Source organism: Acidovorax sp. ACV02, from assembly GCF_014851475.1.
In the GTDB taxonomy this organism is placed as follows: Bacteria; Pseudomonadota; Gammaproteobacteria; order Burkholderiales; family Burkholderiaceae_C; genus Acidovorax; species Acidovorax delafieldii.
Genome location: NZ_JACUZU010000011.1, coordinates 1 through 25,466 on the forward strand (window position 1 = coordinate 1; position 25,466 = coordinate 25,466).

Here is a 25,466-nt window from a genome sequence, read left to right on the forward strand (position 1 = left end):
ACGACTACATCCGCTGGTACAACGAGAAGCGGATCAAGATCTCTCTTGGCTCCCTCAGCCCTATCGAATACCGGGTGAGCCTTGGACTTGCGGCATAAAACCAGTCCAAGTTTTTATCCGCACCCCCGTTTCGCTCGCCCTGAACAAACCAGCAGCGCCTGGCCGGCGCGACGACACAAAAATGGCCCGCAGCCCAAGCCGGGGTGGGGGCAGGTACGACCACTTGGCCCCAAAGGGCGCTTGAAGCACGATCTGCGCCGCCCTCTTCGACCCCCAGACGCTCCGATATGCACGGCCGCAGGCCATACGCGGCCCCGTGGGGAGATGCGTGAAATATCCGGGCTAGCCTTCTGGCTGGGGCTCTTGGTGGTTTTATCAAACGCTGCCGTTAAGCCGTGAACTCATCTTTTTTCATACAAAATTGAATTCAATACTGGGATTATCCCTTATGGAATTCTAAATTGAGTTCAATATAGTTAGTCTCTTGTTGATCCTGCGCATAGGAGCGCTCCATGACCAAGACTCAGCTGTTCGTTTTCGACCCCTATCCGATTGACGTTCAAGAGGGCCCCCTACCTGTATGACGCGGTGCTGCGCCTGTGCGAGCAAGCCAAATGCTGGGCGCTGTCGCGTTACGGCGACGTACTGGGCAGTGACCTGCCTAGTCGGTGCCAAGAATGGATCGAAATCGTGGCCGCCGTCATCGTCGCCGAGCCCGGATATGCATTGCGTGAGCGGGTTGATCGATGCCTGCGCGCATCCGCTGGCCTCTTCAACTACCCCAAACGTCTGATCTTGACCGACGTGCTGCCGAAGAATCTGAGCGGCGCGTTGCTCAACTGTGACTGCGGCTGCGCTATGCCGCGACGTGTGCCTGAGCGGGCTCGCTAACCCACTTTGGGCAATTCCCGACCATCTCGACCCCCTTGAGGAATAACCATGACTACATCCCGACGCGAACTTTTCAAATATGGCTCTGCCGCGCTTGCCGGTGCAGGGCTGGCCGCTTGCGGCGGAGGCAATGCGGCAGCCGTCGACAAGCCGGCTTACGTCCTGGTCCACGGCGCGTGGCATGGCGCATGGACGTATCAGAAGGTCATCCCTGAGCTGGCGGCCTTGGGGCACGCGGCTATCGCTGTCGACCTGCCGGGGCACGGTCTGGAGGCTTTGTTTCCATCCAGCTATTTTGGTCGCCCCCTGGACGCCCAGGCTTTCGCCACTGAGGTGTCGCCGCTGGCCGCTGTCACCGTGGAGCAATGCGCAGATCGCGTAATCGCCGCCATCGACCAAATGCGCGCCGGCGGCTTTTCGAAGGTTATTCTGGTGGGGCACAGCCTGGGCGGCGTGACGATCACCCGCGTCGCCGAACGTGTGCCCGAAAAACTGATATCCGTGGTGTACCTCACGGCGTTCATGTTGGCTGACGGACAAAAAGCACTCGATGCACTCCTCTCTCCCGAAGCCGCAACTGCCGAAGTGCTGCCGCTCCTGAAGGCCGATCCTGCCGTCGTCGCAGCCACCCGCATCGACTTCGCGTCCACGGAACGCGCATATCTCGCTGCAGCGAAGTCGGCGTTTTACGGCGATGTGAGTGATGCTGCATTCCGGGCCATTGCCAACCTACTGACGCCCGACGAACCCATCGCGCTGAGCGCGACTGCAACCGCTAAGACGGTGAGCCGCTGGGGCTCCGTGCCGCGGCACTACGTCAAGTGCTTGCTCGATCGCGCGATTCCGCCCGCACTTCAACAGCGCTTCATTGACGCTGCTGACGCGTTTACCCCCATGAACAAAACCATCGTTCATCCGATGAATACAAGTCACTCACCATTCATCTCAGCACCCAAGGAACTCGGTGCCTTGTTGGCGCAGATAAGCGGTTACTGAATGTGAACAACGAGAAACACGATTTCACGGTGGAAGACTTCACCCAACGCTTGAGGCGCCTAGACTGCTGCGCGGTTTCCGATCCCTGGAGTAGAGCTTGTTGCCAAAGACGCATTTGTCGAGGGTAGTGGAGGTTCGAAGTCGACTTTTCTTTCTGAGGCTGTCGATGATCGTGAGGATGGCTCGACGTTGTGTTTCAACGGCTCCTTCGCAGCGGACGCAGGCAGAACGACGGACAATCACAGTCGGCGCAGCGGCGGCGGCAGTCCATCGGTGATCTGCATGCGTTCGGCTGTTGTCGGCCAGGGCATCACAAAGGCAGGGTGATTTGAACCTCACCGCGACTCGAAAGCCCCTTGATACACTGCCCAGTATGAGGGAAAAGATGAGAGTCGATGCCTATGACCAGTAACCAAGTCCTGACCCAAAGTGCGCTGCGAGTCGGTGCATTCCTCGGGCTCTCCCATGGAGAACTGACCCAAGCTTTGGGCCTGGACCTCTGCACAATCTCAGCCATGGCAGACGGTTCGGCAGAGCTAGACGGCAACACCGCCAGCGGTCAGCGGGCCCTCACTCTGATCAAAATCCATCAGGCGCTAATTGCCAACGTGGGTTCGAATGAGGAGGCATGCAAGCAGTGGGTTTGCTCGCACAACGCCGGCCTTGCGGGAACGCCTGCGTTGTTCATACATACCTCAATAGGTATGGAGGCGGTATTGGAGCTCCGCAGGGGATGTGACAGGGAGGCAAGAGCTTTAGGACGTTCAGCGTAGAAAGCCCAGGAGGTGGCCCGCGACGATGTCGAAGGACTGTGATGCAGCGGTTGCAGCCGTTCGCATCTCAGTCGCGAATGGGTACTATCGGCCAGAAGTGGACCTCAGTGAAGGGCTGCTTTCGGCTGGGCTATCCTGATCAGGCGGTTTGCTGATTGCCGTGAACTGACTTCATCACCGTCGCGGAAGCTCCACGACGACCCGGGTCGTATTGGTGTCATCGAATACCTCTAGCCCTACGCTGCCATGCTGGGCCTCGGTGAGCAATTTGGCGGAATATGTGCCCAGGCCTGTCCCCCCCTGTTTGCCCGCAGTCACGAACTTGTCGAAAAACCGGTCGCGGATCGCGATTGGCACAGCTCCAGTGTTGCTGATGATGATGCGCAAGGGGTTCTGATCCTGGAGCTGCACCGACACCCGCGACCCGTGCGGCGCTGCTTCGCACGCGTTCCTTAGTAGGTTCTGGAAGATCGAGTAGCACAGGGTTGAATCCGCAAGCGCTACAGGTGGCTCCGCTCCGACCGCCACGTCCGTGTCCACCGCGATAGACAGGTCCTTCTCCGCGAAGGTCACCCGATTCATCTCGGCTATGCGGCGCAGCAGTTCGCCGATAAGCACGGGCTGCGCTCGTAGCACGAAGCGACCCGATTCAATTTTGTACAGTTCGGATGACAGGTTGATCATGTTGAGCACCTGCATCACGCTCTCTTCCATCAAGCGCAACTGCTCCACTTGTCGGCGACCGACCGAGTCATCCTCAATCAGCGCCTGCACAAGACCCAGTGCCCCGGCCAGCGGCGCCTTGATGTCGTGCCGCGTGATGCGCTCAACGTCTTCGCGCAACTGGGCTGCCTCGACCATGCTGTCGAACTCGGCCTGCAGGTCCTTGCGCAGCTGCACGTAGCGCATGAAATTGCGCACGCGCGGCTTGAGCGTTTCGGGGTCGATGGGCTTGGTAATGAAATCGACCGCGCCGAGATCGAGCCCCCTGATGCGTGCGTCCGCCGACGCCATGGCAGTGACGAAGATGATGGGAATGCTCTGGGATGTGGGATGCTCGCGCATCATCCGCGCTACTTCGAAACCATCCATGCCGGGCATCATGATGTCCAGCAGTACCAAGTCCGGAGGGTCGTCGGAGGTCACCACCTCCATCGCCTTGGCGCCTGTCTGAGCCAGCCTGATCCGATACTCGCCTTTGAACAGCTGGGACAGTAGCAGCAGGTTGTCGGGCGTATCGTCGACGATCAGTATCGTCGGTCGAGGAGCTTCCTGCTCTTCGGCTGATGGCGTGCTCGCGGTGTCCTGCGTCGCCGGAGCATGCGCATTTTGCGCTGGCAACCCCTCCCCAGCAAAATCGCCAGGAGCGCGCGGCTTCCATTGCAAGGCCTTCTCCAGCCTTTGAGCCAATTGCTTGGGGGAGTAGGGCTTGAGCAGCAGGGAGGTCACCCCCATCGAAATGGCCTCCTGAACACGGCTGCGCTCCGCCTCGGCGGTGATAAGAACAAACGGTATTGCGAATAATCGTTCGTCTGCACGCATGGCCTGAAGCAACTCCACGCCTGTCATCACGGGCATGTTCCAGTCCGAGAGCACCACATCGAAACGCTGATTCTTCAGAAGGCGCAGGGCTTCGGCACCGTTGCGCGCGGATTCAATGCGTTCCACTCCCATCTGCCGGAGCTGGTTGATGGTGACCTTGCGCATCGCCTCAAAGTCATCAACGACCAGACAGCGTGCGCCTCGCCCAATGGCAGATGGGCTCGAAGCAGCAAAAACACTCATGCAGATACCTTCTTGTCTTGCTGGGTGAGGTCAAGAGCCACATCGGCCTCTTCACGAACGAAGCGCAGGATACCCACAGCGATGATGGGTTCCATGTCCACTAGCAACTGGCGGCGCTCTGGCCTGATCGACTCAGTCGCGGCTAACTCAATGACGGCCACGACACATCCAGCGTGCTTGATCGGCATCAAATAGATGGCGCAGGGAGCGCAATGCCCAAGACCTGACTGGACACGCAGGTAGTCAGTCCCAGGCGCTTCGATGAGCACGGACTCGCCCGTTGCGATGCATCGCTCGATCATGCTGGCTGTTGTGGGCAGCTCAGAGAGCGTTTGTTCCGCACTAGCACCCGAACCCGCATAGTGCGCAACTGCCTGCATCGCGCGCGCTTCGTTTACTCGCACCAGCAGGGCTTGCCCCATCGGCAAGTGCCTCGCCAGTTCGTGCAGGACTGTGCGGGCAAAAGCTGCAAGAGTGTTGGCGTGTTGCAACTCGAGCAATAGGTCGGACACTGCCTTGCGCCGGTAGGCCTCGCCGGTCAACTGGTCGTGGCTTTGCTGCAGCGCTTTTAGGGTCAGTTTGTGCCGGGCCGCTTCGCGCCTGAGCTGCGTTGCCCAAAATAGCATGGCCAGCAGCACTCCCGCAATGGCGGCCCCGCCAGGGATTCCCCAGGCCATCCAAACCCGGTGCCATTTCCCGCTATTGTCGAAAGAGGCGGAGAAGAGCTGGTACTCCATCAGCGACACGCCATATTTGCGTCGCCAGGACAGATCGAGATCTGACCCCATCCGACGACTGTCGGTGAAATAGCGCTGTATGGCGTGCTCGAGGTCCGATGCTTCAAAGGAAATACCCCAGCCTACCGAGATCGCCTCGCCCACCGGAAACAGCATGTCCAGGTTCTCCAGGTCGTTACGCACCCAGTGGAAGGCAGATTCGGCCGCGATCACGGTGAAATCTGCGCGACGCTGCGCGACGGCCTGCATGGATTTGGCGGTAGGTACGTTCTCAATGACGATCGGTGAGTGCTCTCCCGCTCCAGCGTTGAATCCCTGGATCCATCCTTCGTAAGCGGTTCCCGCCTGGACCGATGCAGTGCGCCCTGCAAGATCTACCTCGGCGCGCAAAACGGATCGCATCTCCGGTCGCGAGACGACGACATTGCGCGTGGTGAAGTACGGCACCAGTATCATCTTTTGCTTGCGCCATTCGGTGATGTGCAGGTCATTCGGGTACAGATCGCATTTTCCAGTGGCCAGAGGAGCGGCTTCGTAGCGATCTCCCTGAACTGTCACGCCCTGCGCGTTGTGAAACTGCTGATCCCACTGCGAAAGCGTCACGGTTTTCGCTTGAACACCAAGGTATCGGGCGAAATCCTCCCCATTGGTCCGATAGTAGTCGGCGCTGGAGCCAGCGACGCAGATGCGCAACTCTTGGCTGTCCTTGATTTGCACCAGCGAGCGCCCCAAGGCGCTGCCCGCGGCCATCGCAAGGCCCACAAAGCAGGCAAAAAATCGCATTTGGCGCTTCATGGACCAGATTCAGCCGGGCTGAGCAGGAGCCTGAACTTCGAGCGCTGAGAGCGCAGCATCGAAATCGATGCGATCAATGGCTCGGCTCACGGCAGACAGGGACTCAGCAAGCGGGTCGCCATCCGCCGCCAACCGAGCGACCAAGTTCTCCAGCGCGTCGCCCGCATCCGCGTCGCTGTCTCTGAGCAACTTGCGCAATCGGCTCAGCAGAGCCTCGGTTTCGGCGGAGCGCGCCTTGGAAACAACAGGTTCCGATCGGGCTTGCACAGTGCCAGCCCCGCTGCTCGCCGTGGACTCCTGCAGAGCCTTGATAAGCGGGCGTAACAAAACTCCAATCTGGGACAACATTTCCAGCGCTGCCGGCACGCGGGACTCGTGGGCGCCCTCTGCCTCCAGCGCCCCTGCTGCCCATGCGACGTTGGTGGCGCCGATCGTGCCCGCAGCGCCTTTGAGGGTATGAGCCAGCCGCGTGGCCAGAGGCCAGTCGCCCTGATGCAGCGCCTCAGCGACGGCTGTTTCAAAGCCCGTGTACTCCTGCAGAAACATGCCCAGTAGTCGGCGGTAGAGCCGCCGGTCGTTTTGAACTATGCGAAGTCCAATCGCCTGATCCACGCCGGGCAATTGCGGCAGATCTGGATCGGCCACGCTGCCTCCTTGATTGAAAGCCTGTTCAGGCGTCGTCTGGGCGGTTGTGGCAGCAGGGTTGATCCATCGAGCCATGCACGCAAACATTTCCTCTACCCGCAGCGGTTTGGGGATGTGGTCCACCATGCCGGCATCCATTACCTTCTCCCTGTCACCGGCCATGGCGTTGGCTGTCATGGCGATGATGGGCAGGTTGGCAAACTGCGGCAGCGAGCGCAGGTGGCGTGTGGCCGTATAGCCGTCCATCACGGGCATCTGGCAATCCATGAGGACGCCATCGAATCGAGGGTCCGCGGCCAGCAGGTCCAGCGCCTCCTGGCCGTTGTTGGCCAGCACCACCTCCATGCCGGCCTGGCGCAGCAGCTCCATAGCCAGTTCCTGGTTCAGTGCATTGTCTTCAACCAGCAGCACCCGCGCGCCCTTGAGCTGCTGCAAATGCTCGGTTCGCCCGTCGGCCTTGGCTACCACGCGATCAGATACCAGGCGACCTTTGCCCAGCGCCTCAGCCACCGCTTCTAGCAATGTCGATGCCGTGACCGGCTTGGTGAGCACCGCATTCACCCGGGCGCCATGGCTCTGCACCGCAGTCATGGCTTCTTCCCGGCCGAAAGCAGTCACCATGATCACCGCCGGTGCAGCCCCACCCTTGAGCGCCTGCATGCGGCGCACGGTCTCGGCGCCGTCCATGCGTGGCATCTTCCAGTCCATCAGCACTAGGTCGTAGGCGAGCGAGCGGCTGTCGGCGCCCTCCACCATGCGCAGCCCTTCCTCGCCATCGCGGGCCATGTCCACCTCCAGGCCGAAACGGCGCGCCATGGTCGACAGGATCTCCCGGGCCGCAGCATTGTCATCCACCACGAGAACTCTCAGGCCCAGCAGTTCGTTGGCATCAAACATGCGCCGGGGCATGGGCTGCGCCTGCAGGCCAAAGTGCACATGGAAGTGGAAGGTCGAGCCCTGCCCCTCGGTGCTCTCCACCCAGATGCGGCCTTTCATCAACTCCACCAGGGTCTTGGAGATCGCCAGGCCCAGGCCCGTGCCGCCATAACGCCGCGTGGTGGAGCTGTCGGCCTGACTGAACGACTGAAACAGCCGTTGGCATTGCTCTGGCGTCATGCCGATGCCCGAGTCCTTGACCCAGAAGTGCAGCTCGACGTCACCACCTGGCTTGCCTTGCTGGCCGGCCAGCTCGATCCCCAGCACGATCTCCCCCTGCTCCGCGAACTTCACGGCATTGCTGCCCAGGTTGGCCAAGATTTGGCCCAGTCGCAGCGGGTCTCCTACCAGCGCCGTCGGAACGTCGTCCGCTGTGCTGAACAGCAACTCCAGACCCTTGTCCTCGGCCTTCATACCGATCAGATTGGCTACGTGGTCGAGAACATCCTCCAGCCGGAAGTCGACTTGCTCCATGGACATCTTGCCGGCTTCGATTTTGGAGAAGTCGAGGATGTCGTTGATGATGCCCAGAAGGCTCTCGGCAGCGCGGTTGACTTTCTCGATGTAGTTGCGCTGCTTGTTGTCCAGCGCGGTCTGCAGAGCCAGGTGCGACATGCCGATGATGGCGTTCATCGGCGTGCGGATCTCGTGGCTCATGTTGGCCAAGAACTCGCTTTTGGCCCGCGTCGCTTCCTCGGCCATTTCCTTGGCCCGCCGTATATCTTCTTCTGACGTCTTTCGGATCGTCACGTCAAGCAGCATCCACACCGTCCCCTTGCTCAGGTCGTCCGGATCAATGGCTGCACCGCTGAGTTGACACCAGAAGCGCGTGCCATCGGCGCGCACCAGCTCTTCCTCGCGTTGGTGTTTTTCACCGCTTGATAGCTGTCCGTATATCTCATTGAGGGCATGGGCAAACGCGTCATCAGATGCGTACCAGGCACGGGGGGACTGGCCAAGTTGCCCGGTGCCGAACAGCGTGTCAAGCTGTGTGTTGCCGCGCACAACCACGCGGTCCTTGATGAACGCGATGCCCAGCGTGGTGGCCTCGAACATGGCGGTCTGCTCGGCATGGGCCAGCTGCATGGCCTCCTGCGACTTCTTGTGCTCGGTGATGTCGGTGGCGATGCCGCAGATGCCGTAGATTTCACCTGCTTCGTTGATCAGCGGTGTTTTCGTGGTCATGAACGAGCGCTGCCCTGATCCATCGGCAGTGGGGATGATCTCCTCGTAGGTGATGGCTTCGCCCCTTTCGAGCACGCGGTTCTCCACCTCCCAGATCTTGTCTGCCATCTCTTTGGGCCACAGGTCGTGTGCGTTTTTACCGAGAACCTCATGCTCGCTGGTGCCTGCGTACTTCGCATAGGTGGCATTCAATAGCTGGTAGCGGCCTTCCCTGTCCTTGAGCGTAATGATGGAGCCGATGCCATCCACCAGGGTGCGGATCTGACGTTGGCTGTTGCGCACTTCCTGCTCTACCCGGTTGCGCTCGGTCACGTCGCGCACCGAGGCGCATACACAGACGCCATGGCCGCCAATGGCAGGCAGGCGTGACAGGCCGACCTCCACCGGAAACTCGCTGCCATCCTTGCGCACGCCTTTGAGGTTGGCATTCGTACCCCCCATGTTTCGCGGCAGTCCGACTGCCAGGAAGCCCTGGCGCAAGCCCGGGTGCCGGTCGCGGATGGCGGATGGCACCAGTATTTCCATAGGCTGGCCCACCAGTTCATGTTCCGCATAGCCAAACAGATCGAGCATGCGCGGGTTGACCATGATCACCGTGCCGTGCTCGTCCGTGACCATCAAGCCGTCGGGTGCAGATTCGATGATGCCGTGATACCAAGCCTCGGTGGCGGCGATGGAATCTTTTTGCGTGGCGAGCTCGTGCGCCTGCTGTTCCAGCGTCTTCGCCTGGGCCTGCGTTTCCTCAAGCAGCCGATGGGTGGCCACGTTGCGCTCCAGAATCTCCAGATTGGCAGCCAGCGCAGGCATCAGCGCGTCCAACAGGGCCTGCTGTGCAGGCGAGAAGATCTGAAAGCTGGCAATCTCCAGCACACCCAGCAACTCGTCACCACGTTGGATCGGCAGCACGCAGATACACCGGGGTGCGGCATCGCCCAACGCCGATCCGATGCGTACGTAGTCTGGGGGAGGCTGAGTGAGCGTGATGGCGCTGCGCTCCAGTGCGCACTGTCCCACCAAGCCCTGGCCCAGCTGAATGTATTGATCCATCGTCTTGCGTTCGCGATGGGCAAAACCGGTTAGCAGACGCAGGTGGCGCTGGCTTTTTTCGTAGATGTAAAGGACGCCGTGCCCTATGTCCAGCAAAGGCGCCGAGAGCGTGAAGAAGCGTTGCGCCAGCTCGACGAAGGACTGGGTCGACTGCAGTTCGGCAGAGACGCTGGCCGTATGTGTCTTGACCCAGCGCTGCACCTCCAGTTCGCGGGCTCCCCGCTGTAGCACCGCCACTGCACGCGCCAGCGCGCCCAGGTCGTTGAGGTACGAGGTATGAGGCACCTCCTGCAGCAGATCTCCTTCTGCAATCCGCTCCACAGCCGTGCGCAGTTCGAACGCTGGTACACGAATGGACCGCGCGATAAGCCACGCAAAAAGCACACTGAACAAGCCGCCCATGACCAGCAGGGTGCTGCCGCGGATCCTGGTCTGCTGCGCAAGGTCCTGCACGGAGCGCAGCGTAGCCCGGGCGCTGTCCTCTTTCGTGGCTGCCACAGCTTCCATAGACTGGGCCACGGTATCCCCAACGACAGCGAACTCCCGACTTGAGACCTGTCTGCGCGCTTCTTGAAGTTGCCCCTGCCTGGCGAGCTCAAGCAGACCTTCAACTCTCTTGCGGTACTCCGCATAGTTCTGGTCGAACGTCAGAAGGTTGCGTCTGTTGTCGTCGCGAACAATGCGCCCGCGAAGCTCACCGACCTCGCGCAAGATATCTTGGTGCGACTGATCAAGCCTCTCCAGCGCCTGGGCCCTGTCGTCTGTCTCTACGGTGAGCAGCGCATTGCGCAAATGGCGCCCCATGCTGGCATAGTGGAACTGGATCGCCCGGGCGTTGGAAACGCCCTGCAGGTCCCTTTCATACATGTCCTGAATCTCGTCGTTCACGCGGCTGACCGCCTGCATGCCCAGCACGCTGAGCACGATTGCCATGAGGAGGATGACGAAAAAGGCGAACGCGAGCTTCGCCGTCAGGGAGGAGCGGTGGTAGTGCTGAACAATAGCGTTCATGAAACGCGTTCCTCTCTATTCCGGGGCGAAGTGATGCAGGCCAGACGGTCCCGGCAATGGAGGCTGGCTGCCTGGGAACCTATTGAGCTCAGGAAGAAGGCTGAATGACCGCAGTCGCCAATTCCAGGTGCTTGGCCTTGTCGGCCATTTCCGCGTCGCTGTCGGCAAATTTTTGAGCAATGCGCTGAAACTCTTCGAGCATGCCGAGAAAGGCATCCAGGATGTCGGGGTCGAAATGCGAGCCTCGGCCTTCGCGCATGATGTCCACCGCTTTCTCGTGTGGCATCCCGTCCTTGTAGACACGACGACTGATCAGTGCATCGTAGACATCGGCCACGGCCATGATGCGCGCAGACAGGGGAATTGCCTCGCCCGCCAGGCCCTGTGGGTAGCCGCTGCCGTCCCATTTCTCTTGGTGGCCATAGGCGATCTCCTTGGCGTATTGCAAGAACTCAACCGGCATGCCCAACTGGTCCTCGGCATGCTGTATCGCGTCTCGGCCCAGGGTCGTATGCGTCTTCATGATCTCGAACTCATGCGGCTCAAACCGCCCGGGTTTGAGAAGAATCCGGTCCGGGATGCCAACCTTGCCGATGTCGTGCAACGGCGCCGACTTGTACAGCATGTCGATCACGTGATCGCTCAGTGCAGTGCTGAAGCGCGGATGCGTCTTTAGCGCTGTGGCTAGCGCCTTCACATAGTGCTGCGTGCGGCGGATGTGGTTGCCGGTCTCGTTGTCGCGGGTCTCTGCCAGGGACGCCATGGCCAGGATGGTGACATCCTGGATAGCGGCGAGTTCGCGCGTGCGCTTGTGGACTTCCGTCTGCAAAAACTGATTTTGGTCGCGCAGGAAATCGGCACCCGCCTTGGCCTGAAGCTGGGTCGCCACACGGGCAAGCACGATTGGAGGGTTGATTGGTTTAGTGATGAAATCGGCAGCGCCTAATGCCAGCCCGACCTTCTCATCCTCCGTCCCCGTCATGGCCGTCAGGAAGATGATGGGAATATCCCGCGTGGCCGGAGCCGCCTTGAGCTGGCGGCATACCTCATAGCCGGAGAGGTCCGGCATCATCACATCCAGCAGAATCAAGTCTGGTGCTGGGATGCTGCGCGCGATCTGCAGCGCTTTTTCGCCAGACCCTGCCAATTTCACCCGGTACTGATCTTTGAGGAGGCCGGAAAGTACCCAAAGATTGTCTGAAGAGTCATCGACAGCAAGTACCAGTGGACGCGGAGAATCCTCGGACTGTTTGAGCATCTTTAATCATCCCTCCAAGGCGTAGGCCCCTCATCAGCCTAACTATTCCTTACACGGGACAGTTTGACAAGTGCTCAATTGACCTAAGTTGGATCGAAGGGCAGCACTCCGAGTTCAGGGGTGATTTAAGGCCTGCCCCCAAGGGCTGTCTCGCTATGGAAATACGGTGCTCTCTCAACTCAGATTTCGGTCTGTTCGGATAGCTCAAGAGCATCGTCAACCTCAATGCCAAGGTAGCGGACAGTTGATTCGATTTTTGAGTGGCCCAGTAGTAGCTGGACCGCACGTAGGTTTTTGGTTCTCCGGTAGATGAGCGTAGCCTTGGTGCGCCGTATGGAGTGCGTTCCATACTCTGCTGGATCGAGCCCAAGCTGCACCACCCAGTGCTCGAGAATCCGGGCGTACTGGCGCGTCCCGAGGTGCGGAGACTTGTGAAGTCGGCTCGGAAAAAGAAAGTCTTCTGATTTCAGTCCGGCTGCCTTGATCCATTGCTGAAGTGCTTCACGGGTGGTCGCCGTTATCTCGAATTGGACGGGGCGCTGGGTTTTGTGCTGCAAGACCATTGCTCGCGAGGCGACTTGGTCGCCATGGCAAACATCGCGAACCTTGAGGGCGACCAGGTCGCATCCGCGCAGCTTGCTGTCTATTCCCAGATTGAAGAGTGCAAGATCGCGCACCCGGCTCTCCATCTGGAGGCGCACGCGTAGCGCCCAGATGTCTTTAGGCTTGAAGGGAGCCTTCTGACCAACGATTTTCCCTTTGTTCCAAGGCTCGCGATGAACGACGACTGGAGCGGATTCCATGATGGTCTCCCATCGAGTAGAGGGGACAAATACGATGCGCCTTTTAGATGCCGTTGTCCACGAGTGACCACGGTAGCTATGTCAGTTCTTGCGGTTCAGAAAACGCCCAGTGATGTTCTTCACTGTCTGCTCTCGATCGCAGCAGTCGTTCAACGACTTCGGGTCGAGCGACAGCAACCAGCCTTAAGCAGGCCTGTTTGACCGCAGGTATCGCGGCGCGCGCTTTGGATGGCTGGTCAACATGGCAAACAGAGAAACTTGTCCTCTCATTGACGCTTGTACGCGATAGGTACTTCTCAGCCTCAAAAGTATTGAACAAACCATTCGTGCCAAGAGACGTCTGGACTATCCATGCACGATCTTGTGCCGGATCGCATACATCACAAGTTCGGCGTTGCTTTCCACGCCGAGCTTGCGAAGAATGCGCGTTCGGCTGGAACTTACCGTTTTGACGCTGATGAACATCTTTTTCCCGATGTCAGTCAAGGAGATGCCTTGGGCAATCATTAGCATGATCTGGTGCTCGCGGGCGGACAGCTTGTGGTGCGGTGGCTGGTCGTCGTCTGCACTGGCCGTCTGCAGCAGTAGCCGCTGAGCCGCGATGCTGCTGAGGTAACGCCTGCCAGCGGCCACCTCGCGGATGGCGTGGATCAACTCCTCGGCCTCGGCATCCTTGGTGAGATATCCACTGGCGCCCGCGCGCAGCGCTACCACTGCGTACTGCTCGGCCGGGTACATGGATAGCAGTAGCACCGGCATCTTCGGAAACTCTGCGCGAAGCGACGGCATGGCTTCCAATCCGCTGCGCCCTGTCATGCTCACATCCAGCAAAACGACTTCAAAAGGAGCTCCCCGCAGTTTGGTCAGCATTTCGCCCACATCGCGCGCTTCATCCTCCACGCGCATGTCCGCCTCGTCCGAAAGCAGCTTGCGCAGCCCCGAACGGAAGATGGTGTGGTCATCAACAACGAGAACTCTGATCATGGTGTGACAGGTATTGAAAGGTGAAGGCTCATGCCCGCCCCGGGCGCACACTCAAGGTCCAAGGTGCCACCCAGCTCACGCGCCCGTTCTTTCATGCCAAGCAGGCCTCGTGCATCGCTGCGGTGGGGGCCTGGAGCCAGGCCCACGCCATCATCCCGGATCTCCAGCGACAGCTGATTAGGCTCCTCCTGCCGCAAGGACACCCACACCTTGCCGGCATGAGCGTGTTTGGCAATGTTGATCAGAGCCTCCTGGAAGATACGGAACACACTGGTCGCGCGGTCGATCTCCAGCCCCTCTAGCGTGCCCGAGGTTTCCCACTGACATTGCAGCGCGTGCCGCGCCGCAAACTGGCGCAGCTCGCGCTGCATGGCCGAAGCCAGCCCCAGGTGGTCAAGCCCGCTGGGCCGCAACTCCTCGGACATCTCCCGCACCGACTGGATGGCTTGGCGCGTCATGTGCATGAGGTCCGCCGCGATCTCCGTGAGCGCAGGATCGCTGACCCGGCGCTGCACGCGCTGGGCGTTCATTTTGATGGAGGCCAGCAGCCCGCCCAACACATCGTGCAGCTCACGTGCGAACAGTGCCCGCTGGCGCTCGCGCTCCTGGTTGATGTGCGCAGCCAGCTGCTGCAGATCGTTGCGCGCTTGGCGCAGCTCTTCTTCGCGCAGCGTCTGCTCGGTGACGTCAATGCCCACGCCCATCACTGCAGGTCTGCCCCGGTAGGCCATGCGCGAACCGTGCACCTCCAGCAGCACGATGCGCCCCTGCTTGTGAATAGCAGGGGTGATGTAGCGCACGCTGTCGATCTCGCCTGCGATCCGCTGGTGGTACATCTTCAGTGTGTAGTCGATGGACGATGGCGGGACGAGGTCACGCAGCGACATGCCGACGATCTCGGAACGGCTGCGTCCGAAGAACTGGGCCCAGGTCTCGTTCGAGTACACGAAGATTTCATCCTGGATGACATAGATGCCCGTGATCGACTGCTCGACGATGGCCTTGAAGGAAAGGTCCAGGTAGTCATCCACAGTCGGAGTGGGAGGCTGGGGCTGCATGGGTAGGTCGTGGCGGAATCAATACGGGGCAACGGTAGGGGGCGGATCCCCTCGCGTCAAGCGGTGAGCACAGACGTGACATAAGACCCGCAGGTCACGACCAGGTCGCCATGGCGCTCGAAGTAGGCAGACTTGGTCATGGCCTCCTGCGTGAGCGGGTGCAGCCAGCGGTAGCTCACGTGGCCACTGCCCTGGCGCAACGCGTTGGCAACAATCTCGGCCACGAAATGTTTGCCATCCAGATCCTTGAAGTTGCGTCCATCCACCCCGACCAGCCGGGTGTTGGTTCCATGGGCAACACAATGAACGTCAGTGGAATACAACACCAGGTAAAGGTCCCGGTCGATCAGCTCGGTGTTGTGGGGGGTGTTGACCTGGGCAATCAACGCTGCGCCGCCCCGGCTGCGCAGTACGCCAACGGCCCGCTGCACGAGGGCCTTCGCATCATCAGCGCTGGCATGGGCCTGGGTTCCCAAGTCGAATGACGCCACCGACTGGACCAGTTGCAACGCCTGCTGGTGCAGCGCCGCCACCGGCTCGGCGGCATTGCGACTGAGCGACGCGTTCTGGCGGGTGAGCACATCCAGATCCGCGATGGACGCGCCGATGGCATGCATGCCTGCCGTTTGCTGCCGCACCGCCGTGGCCATGGCCTCGATGATGCTCGCCACCTGCTGCACGCCGTCCAGCAGTCCCGCCATGGTCCGGCCTGTCTGTCCGGCCATCTCAGCACCGGCATCAACACTGCGGGCCGACCCTTCGATGAGGGTGCGCACCTCGCGAGAGGCAGCGGCGGAGCGCGTTGCGAGGTTGCGCACTTCGTTGGCCACTACGGCAAACCCCCGCCCCGCATCCCCCGCCCGTGCAGCCTCTACCGCAGCGTTGAGCGCAAGGATGTTGGTCTGAAACGCGATGTTGTCGATCAGGCTGATGATCTCGCCAATCTTGCGCGAGCTGCCTGTGATGCTGCCCATGGTTTCCACCAACCGCTGGATCACCTGTGCGCCTTGCTTCGCTTGCTCCAGCACGCCGTTGGCGATGTGATGCCCCCGTTGGGCATCGTCGGCATTGGCCTGTAGGGCTGGCGCCAACTGCTCCATAGAGCCGTTGACATCGTCTATCGACGACGCCAACGTGCTCATCATGGCAGCAAAGCGCGTGTGGTCGCTGCCCACGTGGCCCGAGGATGTCGCGATGGCCAATGTGCCTGCATGCACATCGCGCACCACGGCAGCCAGGCGTTGCTGAAGCGCGGCCAGGTCCTGAAGCAGCGGTTCGGTACGGTCCGCACCGCGCGGATCTTGCGGCGGTGCCTCCAGCGCGCCCGCCACCAACTGTTGCACCTGCCTGTGCGCCTGCACCAGGCGGCGCGCGTGCCGGGCTGACTGAACGGCCAGCCCAGCGTAGCAACAGCCAGCAAGCACAAGGCAGGCCATGGCCCCCAGCTGCATCTGGCTTGGCGGCGCCATCGCCAACGCAGCAACTCCCCCCACCACGGAGAAAGCCGCAAGCGCATGCGCCACCACACCAGCGCGATCGTTCCAGACTGTGAGCAACCCCATGGAATGTTCCGATCCTTTTCTGGGAACCATGTCTTGGCAGCGTTCTGGCACTCAGAACACGTGCTGCAGGCCTACTTCGTAGCCATTCTTGCGCGTGGGTGCCTTGCTGTCGTGCGCGAAGGTCGTGTATACGCTGGTGCGCTTGGACAGGAAGTGGTGGTAGCCCAGCGCCAACTTCTGCGAGGCAACCACATCGGCGCGCTTGTAGTTCCCGAAGCTGGTTCGGAACTGGCCCGTGCCCACAGGAACCACTGACGACAGGGCCCACGTGCGCACGCTGGCATCGGTGTGGTCCGTACCACCCGCCACCATGGCATTGAGCGTGAACGCACCAAAGTCATAACCACCAAACAGCGTGGCGAGCTTGGAACGCCCGTCTGCGGGCTTCTCGTAGCCGAAGCGCAGTTGCCAGGGGCCCGGTGCATAACCCAGTGCAAACGAGTACGGCGTCTTGTGTGGTGTGCCCGACCAGCCGGGATTGGCGTCCTTGGCGGCCACCTGCGCCGTGAACGAGAAGGCACCGGTGTCGTAAGCATAGGTGGCTGCATCGTTGTACCAAAGGTTGCCGATATAGCCTGTACCTGCTGCAAAGCCGTTGGTGGTGTTGTCCCAGAACCAAGGGTCCACCAGGAGCTGCGGCAGCAGCGCCGCCGTCATCTGCCGCCCCAGCGTGAGCGAACCCCAGCCTCCGCGCAGAGCCACAGACGACTCCTGCGTCCAGTAGGTGCCAGCAGGGGAGTTGAGCACCGCGCCAGGTGCGTTGGTCGTACCACTGTCAGCGTTGATCCGGGTCGCAAGCTTGAAGCTGGCCAGCATGCCGCCACCCAAGTCTTCTGTGCCAGCAAACGTGAGGTGGCTCATGGAGCCAGTACCCATGCGCGTCTGTCCGGCCCCAATGTCTTTTCCCACGTTCAGGTCGATGCGCCCCGACAGGGTGATGTTGGACTGCGCGAGAGCCGATGTGCTGGCAAGCAATAAGGCTGCGGCGGGCAGTGTGATGCGGGCAATCATGGCGTGAGGTCTCCTTCCCTTAAAGGGATCTGTTGTGGTTCAGTAAAAATGAGGGACAGCCTGCTGCGCCCCACGGGTCGTGGGGCCTCCGGGACCGCTGGCGCAGGAACTCCAGCGCGGGGATACGGCCTCAGGCCAGGGCCGTCTGGTGTTCGGGTGCTGATGCCTGTGCAAACTTCTGGCGCAGGACTTTCTTGTCGAACTTGCCCACACTGGTCTTGTCGATGGCCTCGACAAAATGGATGCGGTCGGGCACTGCATAGCGGGGGATCAGGCCCCGCTCGGCCTGCTCCAGCACCAGGGTGCGCAAGGCCTGCTCGGTGGCAGACGCATTGCCCGGGCGCCGCACCACCACGGCGATGGGCCGCTCGCCCCAGCGCTCGCAGGGCGCGGCCACCACGGCGGCCTCGGCCACGCCCGGGTGGGTGGCCAGGAGCTGCTCCAGGTCGAGCGAAGACACCCACTCGCCCCCGGTCTTGATCACGTCCTTGATGCGGTCCACCAGCCGCAGGCAGCCGGTGGCATCGATGCGACCCATGTCCTGGGTGTGCAGGTAGCCGCCCTGCCACAGGGCCTCGGAGGCCTCGGCATTGCCCCGGTAGCCCTGCGTGAGCCAGGGCGCACGCACCACCACTTCACCCACGGCCTTGCCGTCGCGGGGCAGCGCGTGCAGGGATTCGTCCACCACCCGCAGGTCCACCAGCGGCACGCTCCAGCCGGCGGTCAGGCGGAAGTCGTCGGGCACGTCCAGGCCCGGCTGCGCAGGGCGCTGCGCCAGCGTGAGCAGTGGGCAGGTCTCCGACATGCCGTAGCCCGTGAAGATGTCTATGCCCTGAGCCAGCGCTTCCTGGCACAGGTGGGGTGGCATCACCGAGCCGCCCGAGACAATCTTCCAGCCCTCGAACCGGCGCCCCTTGGCGGCGGCCAGCACCATCTGCAGCACGGTGGGCACGCCGTGCGAAAACGTCACGCCCTCGCGCGCCACCAGGTCCACGATGTGCTCGGGCCGGAAGCGGCCCGGATAGACCTGCTTGACCCCCATTAGCGTGGCCACAAACGGCAGGCCCCAGGCGTGCACGTGGAACATCGGCGTGAGCGGTAGGTACACGTCGCCCCGGTGAAAACGCTGATGCTGCGGGCTGGCCGCCAGGCCCGATGCCGCTGCCAGCGTGTGCAGAACGATCTGGCGGTGGCTGAAGTAAACGGCCTTGGGCAGGCCCGTGGTGCCGGTGGTGTAGAAGGTGGTGGCCAGCGTGTTTTCGTCGAAGTCACGGAACTCAAAGGCCGTGGGCTGCACGGCCATCAGCGCCTCGTATTCGCCCACCGTCGGCAGCGGCGTTTGTGCGGGTTGCGCATCCTGAAGCAGCACGATGCGCTGGAGTTGCGGCAGGCGCGCGTGGATGACTTCAAGCACCGGCAGGAAGTCGGCATGCACCAGCAGAGTAGTAGCACCACTGTGATCCAAGGCATAGGCGATCTGCTCGTTCGACAGCCGGATGTTCACCATCATCAGCGCGGCGCCCATCATCGGCACAGCGAAGTAGCTCTCCAGATAGCGGTGGCTGTCCCAGTCCATCACAGCCACCACATCACCCGCCCCAACACCCAGCGACTGCAGCATATGGGCCTGCTGCGCAATGCGGCCCGCAAAACCCCGGTAGGTCATTCGAAACAGATCGCGGTACACGATCTCCTGATCCGGCGCGTTGGCCAGAGGGGTGTGCAGCAGCTGCTTGATGAGCAGCGGGTAGCTGTAAGCGGACGGTGTGCGCTCGATCACGCGGTCTTCGGGGGTCTGCACGCTGGTCTCCTGGCATTCTTGTTTGAGTGCACCGAGCGTAGGCAAAGGGCTGCGGCCTGGATGCCAGAAATTTCTGTACGGCAGGGCAGATAAGTCCATGCCGCGGGGGCCGCCCATGGCGGAAAAGTCTGGCGCGCCGGGCAGACAAATCCCGCAGACGGCCGCCGCCCCTGCACCCAGCATCCCGCACCACAACTCAAGGAGACATTGGTGCAGCATTTTTTCTGGCGCAGGCTGGTCGTTATCGGAGGGCTGTGCGGGGCCCTGTCAGCGGGCGCTGCGCCCGTGGCGGAGCTGGTGGTGGGGCAATCGCTGCCCCTGTCGGGTGAGCAGGCGGCGCTGGGGCGACAACTGCGACTGGGCGCAGACCTGTGGTTCGCCCATGTCAACGCCACGGGTGGCATCCAGGGCACGGCCATCCGCCATGTGGTGCTGGACGACGCCTTTGACCCAGCCAGCGTGGTGCGCAACACGCGCCAGTTGGTGCAGCAGGAGCAGGTGTCCGTGCTGATGGGCTACCCGCAGGCGCAGGGCGTGCGCGCCTTGCTGACGCAAAAGCTGCTGGCGGTGTCGGGTGTGCCACTGCTGGGGCCCGCCACGGGGGCCGGGTGGCTGCGTGAGCCAGTGCACCCCCAGGTGTTCCCTGTGCGCGCTGGTCACGCGGGCGAGGCCGAACACCTGGCCGGGCACCTGGCCACGCTGGGGGCACGCCGCATCGCCATGGTGCACGCGGCAGACGAAGACGGCCTCGGTGCCGTTGACGCCTTGCGCGCGGCGCTCACCCGCAAGGGACTCACCCTGGCAGGAGCCGCCACACTCGGCCCGGAAGGACCCGACGCCGCTGTGACTGCCCTGCGGGCGTTGCGGCCCGAGGCCATCGTGCTCATGGCTCCCACACGCCACGTCGCCGCATTCGCCAAAGCGTACCGAGGCACGGGCGAGACGGCACAACTGCTGAGCTTTGCGCGGGCCGACCACCAGGAAGTGCTGACTCAGGTCGGACCCACCGTAGCACGGGGAATGGGCTTCACGCAGGTTGTGCCTTATCCCTACGGAGGTGCCCGGCCGCTGGTGCGCGAATACCGGGCGCTGCTGGCCACCTATGGGCCCATGGACGCCGCCCCCAGCTACGCGGGCTTCGAGGCGTTCATCGCCGCCAAGGTGCTAGTGGAGGCCCTGCGGCGCGCAGGGGGCACGGCCTGGTCGCCAGGCCGCGTGGCCACCGCACTGGAGCAACTGGGCACTCTGGACCTGGGCGGTTTCGTGGTGCGCTATGGCCGGGGCGAGCGTCAGGGCGGGCGCTATGTGGATTTCACCGTGCTGGGCAGCGAAGGGCAGCTGCTGCGCTGACACCATGGATGCATCGGATGCGCTACAGCAAAAAAACAATAGCAATAAATCGAATGCAGACGAGCGCAAAGGCCGATTTATTTTCGCATTCCACATGCCAGAGCGACCATTGCGCGAAAAACAGAAGGCAGAAAATTCCCTCAACGCCCGGGGAATTTTCTGGCTGACGGTGCGCAATGGCGCGATCTACGATGCGCCGACCAGACAACGAAAAAAACCGAAGGAGACATATGAGCACAACGAACACCAACGAAACGCGCTTCAGTGTTGCAGCAGCCGATGGCCATGCCATTGAAGCGTATGCCTGGGCCACGCCAGCCGCTTTCACCGTGCCCCGCGCCGTGGTGCAACTGGTGCACGGCATGTCCGAGCACATCCGCCGCTACCGCCATGTGGCCCAGGCGCTGGCCGCGCAAGGCTACTTTGTGTACGGCAGCGAGCACCGGGGGCATGGCCAGTCGGCATTTGATGCGGGCACAGCAGGCGACTTTGGCCCGCGCGGTTTTGCGGCCCTTATAGACGACATGGCTGCAGTGACCCGCGCGCTGCGTGAGCGCCATCCCGGACTGCCTGTCGTCATGGTGGCGCACAGCATGGGTTCGATGGCGGCACAGGTCTATCTGATCGAGCACTCGGCGCTGGTCGATGCGGTCGCGTTGTCGGGCACCGCCGCGCTGGAAATGCTGGATGTGCGCACCTCCGGCTGGACGCCCGAGACGGCCAACGCCAGCGTGGGCACACCGGTCACGCCCGCCGACTGGCTCAGCCGTGACCCCAATGTGCCAGCGGCTTTCATTGCCGACCCGCTGTGTGGCACGCCGCTGACGCTGGAGTCGCTGTTCTCTATCTTCGACGTGGGCAACCGCACGGCAGACACGGCTTTGTACGCCGCTGTGCGCAAGGACCTGCCGCTGTACCTCTTCACCGGCGACCGCGATCCGGTGAACGCCTGCCTAGCTTGGTTCGACCCGCTGGTGAACCGCCTGCGCGGCGCGGGCTTCCGCGATGTGTCCACCCACGTGTACGGCGGCGCGCGCCATGAGGTACTCAACGAGACCAACCGCGAAGAGGTGATTGCCAACCTCATCGCCTGGATACGCCGCGCGGTTGGTTAAGGCCGCGCTCAACCACGCGCCCTGACCGGCGCCTGCCCCCTCTTTTCATCCCGACCTGACGAGTGGCCCCTGGGGCCGCGCGCAGGCCCCTGCACGCCTTTCTTACGCCTTTTCACGCCGTTCTTTCATACCCACAACAGGAGACACATCATGCTTACACCCACCCCATTCCACTGGAAGAAAACACTGGCCGCCCTGGCACTGGCCGGCCTGGCCGCCGCGCAGGCCGCACATGCGGCCGATGTCGAGCTGCTGCCGCCCGGCCTGCTCACGGCCACGACGGCCGAGCAGACCAAGCCCGGCCAGTACAAGAAGGCCGGGCCCTGGCGCATTGGCGTCTCGTGGGCCGGCATGGGCAACAGCTGGATCGTGCAGCTCATCGCCGAGATGCGCCACGCCGCCGCGCAGGACAAGAACATCGGCGAATTCATCTTCACCGAGGCCAACTGGCAGCCCGCCAAGCAGGTAGCCGACGTGGAAGACCTGCTGACCAAGAAGGTGGACCTGCTCATCATCGGCCCCATCTCGCAGGCCATCGGTGCGCCGCTGATCGAGAAGGCCGCCAAGGCGGGCATCCCGGTGGTCACGCTGGGCTCGTATGGCCGCGCTGTGCCGTCCACCACTGAGATCTGGGCGGGCGGCCGCATTTTTGGCCAGCAGGGCGGCGAGTTTTTGCGCAAGGAGTTGGGCGGCAAGGGCAACCTCTGGGTGTTCCGAGGCATTGCGGGCGTAGATGAAGAGCAGCAGCGCTACGACGGGCTGAAGAAAGCCATTGAGGGCAGCAATCTCAAGATCACCAACGAAGTGTTTGGCGACTGGAACTACGCCAAAGCCAAGCAGATCTGCGAGAACCTGGTGCTCTCGGGCCAGCCGGTGGATGGCATCTGGTTCTCGGGCGCAGAGATGACTCGCGCGTGCATCGACGTGTTCAAGGAGGCCGGCAAGCCGCTGGTGCCCATGACGGGCGAGGCCAACAACGGCTTTCTGCGCGTGTGGAAGCAAGCGGGTGTGAAGACTGTGGCACCGATCGTGACGCCGGGCCTGGGCACTGCCGTGGTACGCGCATCGAGCGCGCTGCTAGAGGGCAAGCCGCTGTACCGCTCGTACTTTTCGATGCCGACCCCGATTGCGCGGGACCAGCTCGACAAATTCTTCCGCCCTGAGCTGAACGACTCCTACTGGATGCCCACGGTGCTGCCCGAAGCCAAGATCGTGGAAACCTACCGCAGCAAGTAACAGGAAGCTCGCACCATGACGATCAAGGAGCGCCAGCCCCTGGTGGAGCTGCGCAGCGTGAGCAAGTCGTTCGGCCAGAACGCCGCGCTCAAGGCGGTCAGCCTGAAGGGCTGGCCCAGCTCGATCCACGCCGTGACCGGCGAGAACGGCGCGGGAAAATCCACGCTGATGAAACTGCTGGCCGGGGTGCACCAGCCCGACAGCGGCGAGATCTTGCTCCAGGGCCGCCGCGCGGCGTTGGGTACGCCCGCCAAGGCGCGCCGCGCGGGGGTGTCCACCGTGTTCCAGGAGCTGACCATCCTGCCCAACCTCACGGTAGCCGAGAACCTGTGCCTGGGGCGCGAACTGACGCGCGGCGGCTTGCTGAACCTGCGCGCGCTTCGGCATGAGGCCTTACAGGTACTCCAGCGCACCGGCATCGCGCTGGGCCCCGACCGGCTGTGTGGCACGCTCAGCGTGGGTGAACAACAATTGCTGGAGATCGCCAAGGGCCTGCATTCCGAGGCCGACATTTTCATCTTCGATGAACCCACCGCGCCGCTGAACCGCGCAGAGGTAGACCAACTCGAAACCCTGCTGCGCGCCTTGAAGGACCAGGGCAAACTGGTCTTCTACATCAGCCACCGGCTGGAGGAGATCTTCCGCTTCTGCGACACCGTGACGGTGCTCAAGGACGGCGCACATGTGGCCACACAGCCCATCGAAGGCCTCACACCCGATGCCCTGGTGGCGCTGATGGTGGGGCGGGAAATGGAAGCGCTGTTTCCCGAGCGCCCGGCACATGTACCCGATGTGCCTGCACTGCAGGTGGAACACCTCACAGCCACACCTCACAGCCCCCCTGTGACATTCATGCTGCGCCGGGGCGAGATCGTGGGCATTGCTGGGCTTGAAGGCCAAGGCCAGCGCGAAATCATCCGCAGCCTGGCCGGGGCACAGGAGCGCAGCAGCGGCACCGTGTGTGTATGGGCAGACGGTGGCCACTCTGTCGCTGTTGCGCCTGGCAGCGTGGCTGCCGCTGTGCGCTGCGGTGTGGCCCTGCTGCCCGAAGACCGCAAAGGCGAGGGGCTGTACCTGGACCTGTCCATCGAAGACAACATCTGGCTCGGCCCCCTGCGCCAGACCCCGCTGTGGCGCCGTGCGCCGCGCGACCCGAGTCTCGTGCGCCATCTGGCCGAGCACATGGGACTGCGCACGCACCCAGCGCAGCCCGTGGGCTCGCTTTCGGGCGGCAACCAGCAGAAGGCCATGCTGGGCCGCTGGCTGGCTGCCGATGTGCAGATTCTGCTGGTCGAGCAACCCACTCGCGGTGTCGATGTGGGCGCCAAAGCTGAAATCTATGAGCTGCTGCGCCGCTTCACGGCCGAGGGCGGCACCATCCTGGCCGTCTCTGGCGACCTGCCCGAGCTGATCGGCCTGTGCGACCGCATCCTGGTTGTGCGTGGTGGCGCCATCGTGGCCGACGTGCCCGGGCACAGCGCCACCGAAGAACTACTGCTGGGCCACGCACTGCGCAGCGAATCTCCCCACGAGGCCACCGCATGACCACCTTGAATCCGGCCCGTACGGGCCTGACGCGCTACACACTCGGCCTACCTGTCGTCCTGGTGTTGCTGCTTGCCACCACGCAGGTGGATTTCCGCTCTACCCAGAACCTTATGAACTTCAGTGGCCAGATCGGCGCATTGCTCATAGTGGCCGTGGGGCAGCTGTTTGTAACGCTGGTGGCGGGCATCGACCTGTCGGTGGGTTCGGTGATGAGCCTGGCATCCGCCTTCGCCGCCACCCAAAGCGATCCATTGGCCGCCGTCGCCATGGCAACCGCCCTGGGAGTTGCAGTGGGAACGGTCAACGGCATGGGCGTGGCCTTCGCGGGCGTGCACCCGCTGGTGATGACACTGAGCACTGCAACTTTTCTGCAAGGACTGGCTTACGTGGTGCTGCCGATTCCTGGCGGCACCATCGCGCCCGCCATGACGGCGGCAGCGACGGGCGAGGCGGCAGGCATCCCGGCACCACTGCTGTGGTGTGCGGCTGCAGCGCTGGCAGCCAGCATCGTGCTGCGCCGAACCCGTTTTGGTGCGCACCTGTTCGCAGTGGGTGGCCACCCGCGCAGCGCCTACCTCAATGGCGTGCGCGTGAAATCCGTGGTCGTGGGAGCCTATGTGTGGTGCTCGGTTGCTGCAGCGTGGGCGGGACTTTTCCTGGCCGCGCGCGTGGCTGCCGGAGACCCGGCTCTGGGGGCGTCTTATGCGCTGGAATCCGTTGCAGCCGTGGCCCTGGGCGGCGTGCAACTGACAGGCGGCGTCGGCAGCGTGGCAGGTGTGGTGGCCGGGGTACTGAGCCTCGGGCTGATGACCAATGGCCTCAACCTGTTCGGCGTATCGCCCTTCATGCGCGGGGTGTTGACCGGTGTCTTGTTGCTTGCGGCCGTGAGCCTGCAGCGCCGGCGCATCGTTGGAATGTGAGTTCGCCCATGTCTTCATC

General features: G+C 62.4%; 20 protein-coding genes. 10 read left to right on the forward strand and 10 right to left on the reverse strand.

The annotated features are described in order from the left end of the window. From IB236_RS22030 to IB236_RS24640, 4 genes are all read left to right on the forward strand, one after another. On the forward strand, positions 1-98 hold a 98-nt coding region (locus IB236_RS22030), incomplete at its 5' end, for an IS3 family transposase (protein WP_156358536.1). A 454-nt stretch (positions 99-552) separates the two neighbouring features. Further along, positions 553-891, forward strand: coding sequence for a hypothetical protein (locus IB236_RS22035; RefSeq protein ID WP_192422233.1), 339 nt, complete (start codon positions 553-555; stop codon positions 889-891). Positions 892-939: 48 nt separating this feature from the next. After that, positions 940-1,887 carry an alpha/beta hydrolase gene (locus IB236_RS22040; protein WP_192422234.1) on the forward strand — a complete coding sequence of 316 codons (948 nt, stop codon included), beginning with the start codon at positions 940-942 and terminating at the stop codon, positions 1,885-1,887. A 515-nt stretch (positions 1,888-2,402) separates the two neighbouring features. Next, positions 2,403-2,660 carry an antitoxin Xre/MbcA/ParS toxin-binding domain-containing protein gene (locus IB236_RS24640; RefSeq protein WP_225581322.1) on the forward strand — a complete coding sequence of 86 codons (258 nt, stop codon included), beginning with the start codon at positions 2,403-2,405 and terminating at the stop codon, positions 2,658-2,660. A gap of 174 nt (positions 2,661-2,834) precedes the next feature. Here IB236_RS24640 and IB236_RS22050 read toward each other — a convergent pair whose 3' ends face one another. The 10 genes from IB236_RS22050 to IB236_RS22095 all read right to left on the reverse strand — a co-directional run bounded on the left by IB236_RS22050 (position 2,835) and on the right by IB236_RS22095 (position 19,278). Beyond that, positions 2,835-4,445 carry a response regulator gene (locus tag IB236_RS22050; protein ID WP_056057417.1) on the reverse strand — a complete coding sequence of 537 codons (1,611 nt, stop codon included), beginning with the start codon at positions 4,443-4,445 and terminating at the stop codon, positions 2,835-2,837. Then, positions 4,442-5,977: a transporter substrate-binding domain-containing protein gene (locus tag IB236_RS22055; protein WP_082522307.1), complete on the reverse strand. Its 1,536-nt coding sequence runs from the start codon at positions 5,975-5,977 to the stop codon at positions 4,442-4,444. Before IB236_RS22055 ends, IB236_RS22050 begins: the two co-directional genes overlap by 4 nt. Positions 5,978-5,986: 9 nt before the next feature. Next, complete coding sequence (locus IB236_RS22060) at positions 5,987-10,801, reverse strand: PAS domain S-box protein (protein WP_192422236.1); 4,815 nt, start codon at positions 10,799-10,801, stop codon at positions 5,987-5,989. Positions 10,802-10,889: 88 nt separating this feature from the next. Further along, positions 10,890-12,059 (reverse strand): HD-GYP domain-containing protein, encoded by a 1,170-nt coding sequence (locus IB236_RS22065; protein WP_056057405.1) that lies wholly within the window; start codon positions 12,057-12,059, stop codon positions 10,890-10,892. A gap of 179 nt (positions 12,060-12,238) precedes the next feature. Then, entirely contained in the window at positions 12,239-12,862 is a 624-nt protein-coding gene (locus tag IB236_RS22070; protein WP_099654885.1) for a tyrosine-type recombinase/integrase, read from the reverse strand. Positions 12,863-13,207: 345 nt separating this feature from the next. Next, positions 13,208-13,846 (reverse strand): response regulator transcription factor, encoded by a 639-nt coding sequence (locus IB236_RS22075; RefSeq protein WP_192422237.1) that lies wholly within the window; start codon positions 13,844-13,846, stop codon positions 13,208-13,210. Then, positions 13,843-14,904: a PAS domain-containing sensor histidine kinase gene (locus IB236_RS22080; protein WP_192422238.1), complete on the reverse strand. Its 1,062-nt coding sequence runs from the start codon at positions 14,902-14,904 to the stop codon at positions 13,843-13,845. Before IB236_RS22080 ends, IB236_RS22075 begins: the two co-directional genes overlap by 4 nt. 56 nt (positions 14,905-14,960) lie before the next feature. Beyond that, positions 14,961-16,466 (reverse strand): methyl-accepting chemotaxis protein, encoded by a 1,506-nt coding sequence (locus IB236_RS22085; RefSeq protein WP_192422239.1) that lies wholly within the window; start codon positions 16,464-16,466, stop codon positions 14,961-14,963. A gap of 51 nt (positions 16,467-16,517) precedes the next feature. After that, complete coding sequence (locus IB236_RS22090) at positions 16,518-17,477, reverse strand: porin (protein WP_094291733.1); 960 nt, start codon at positions 17,475-17,477, stop codon at positions 16,518-16,520. 130 nt (positions 17,478-17,607) lie between these two features. After that, entirely contained in the window at positions 17,608-19,278 is a 1,671-nt protein-coding gene (locus IB236_RS22095) for a long-chain-fatty-acid--CoA ligase (RefSeq protein WP_370539943.1), read from the reverse strand. A gap of 210 nt (positions 19,279-19,488) precedes the next feature. Between IB236_RS22095 and IB236_RS22100 the strand changes: the two genes are divergently transcribed. The 6 genes from IB236_RS22100 (at position 19,489) to IB236_RS22125 (ending at position 25,447) form a co-directional block, all read left to right on the forward strand. Next, positions 19,489-20,628 carry an ABC transporter substrate-binding protein gene (locus IB236_RS22100; protein WP_192422241.1) on the forward strand — a complete coding sequence of 380 codons (1,140 nt, stop codon included), beginning with the start codon at positions 19,489-19,491 and terminating at the stop codon, positions 20,626-20,628. 4 nt (positions 20,629-20,632) lie between these two features. Beyond that, positions 20,633-20,923 carry a hypothetical protein gene (locus IB236_RS22105; protein WP_192422242.1) on the forward strand — a complete coding sequence of 97 codons (291 nt, stop codon included), beginning with the start codon at positions 20,633-20,635 and terminating at the stop codon, positions 20,921-20,923. After that, positions 20,859-21,743, forward strand: coding sequence for an alpha/beta fold hydrolase (locus tag IB236_RS22110; protein ID WP_192422243.1), 885 nt, complete (start codon positions 20,859-20,861; stop codon positions 21,741-21,743). Before IB236_RS22105 ends, IB236_RS22110 begins: the two co-directional genes overlap by 65 nt. Before the next feature lie 150 nt (positions 21,744-21,893). Next, a complete protein-coding gene (locus IB236_RS22115; protein ID WP_192422244.1) occupies positions 21,894-22,979 on the forward strand; it encodes an ABC transporter substrate-binding protein in 1,086 nt (361 codons plus the stop codon). A 15-nt stretch (positions 22,980-22,994) separates the two neighbouring features. Beyond that, the gene (locus tag IB236_RS22120) at positions 22,995-24,524 is read left to right on the forward strand and encodes a sugar ABC transporter ATP-binding protein (protein ID WP_192422245.1); all 1,530 of its coding nucleotides are present in this window, start codon (positions 22,995-22,997) and stop codon (positions 24,522-24,524) included. After that, positions 24,521-25,447, forward strand: coding sequence for an ABC transporter permease (locus IB236_RS22125; protein WP_192422246.1), 927 nt, complete (start codon positions 24,521-24,523; stop codon positions 25,445-25,447). The genes IB236_RS22120 and IB236_RS22125 overlap by 4 nt, the downstream gene beginning before the upstream one ends. The last annotated feature ends 19 nt before the right edge of the window (positions 25,448-25,466 follow it).

Coding starts and splice junctions, on each gene's coding strand:
- IB236_RS22070 (WP_099654885.1), bottom strand. CDS start 12,862: ATGGAATCCGCTCCAGTCGTCGTTCATCGCGAGCCTTGGAACAAAGGG.
- IB236_RS22125 (WP_192422246.1), top strand. CDS start 24,521: ATGACCACCTTGAATCCGGCCCGTACGGGCCTGACGCGCTACACACTC.
- IB236_RS22110 (WP_192422243.1), top strand. CDS start 20,859: ATGAGCACAACGAACACCAACGAAACGCGCTTCAGTGTTGCAGCAGCC.
- IB236_RS22120 (WP_192422245.1), top strand. CDS start 22,995: ATGACGATCAAGGAGCGCCAGCCCCTGGTGGAGCTGCGCAGCGTGAGC.
- IB236_RS22090 (WP_094291733.1), bottom strand. CDS start 17,477: ATGATTGCCCGCATCACACTGCCCGCCGCAGCCTTATTGCTTGCCAGC.
- IB236_RS22075 (WP_192422237.1), bottom strand. CDS start 13,846: ATGATCAGAGTTCTCGTTGTTGATGACCACACCATCTTCCGTTCGGGG.
- IB236_RS22105 (WP_192422242.1), top strand. CDS start 20,633: ATGGATGCATCGGATGCGCTACAGCAAAAAAACAATAGCAATAAATCG.
- IB236_RS22040 (WP_192422234.1), top strand. CDS start 940: ATGACTACATCCCGACGCGAACTTTTCAAATATGGCTCTGCCGCGCTT.
- IB236_RS22115 (WP_192422244.1), top strand. CDS start 21,894: ATGCTTACACCCACCCCATTCCACTGGAAGAAAACACTGGCCGCCCTG.
- IB236_RS22050 (WP_056057417.1), bottom strand. CDS start 4,445: ATGAGTGTTTTTGCTGCTTCGAGCCCATCTGCCATTGGGCGAGGCGCA.
- IB236_RS22055 (WP_082522307.1), bottom strand. CDS start 5,977: ATGAAGCGCCAAATGCGATTTTTTGCCTGCTTTGTGGGCCTTGCGATG.
- IB236_RS22065 (WP_056057405.1), bottom strand. CDS start 12,059: ATGCTCAAACAGTCCGAGGATTCTCCGCGTCCACTGGTACTTGCTGTC.
- IB236_RS24640 (WP_225581322.1), top strand. CDS start 2,403: ATGGCAGACGGTTCGGCAGAGCTAGACGGCAACACCGCCAGCGGTCAG.
- IB236_RS22080 (WP_192422238.1), bottom strand. CDS start 14,904: ATGCAGCCCCAGCCTCCCACTCCGACTGTGGATGACTACCTGGACCTT.
- IB236_RS22060 (WP_192422236.1), bottom strand. CDS start 10,801: ATGAACGCTATTGTTCAGCACTACCACCGCTCCTCCCTGACGGCGAAG.
- IB236_RS22085 (WP_192422239.1), bottom strand. CDS start 16,466: ATGGGGTTGCTCACAGTCTGGAACGATCGCGCTGGTGTGGTGGCGCAT.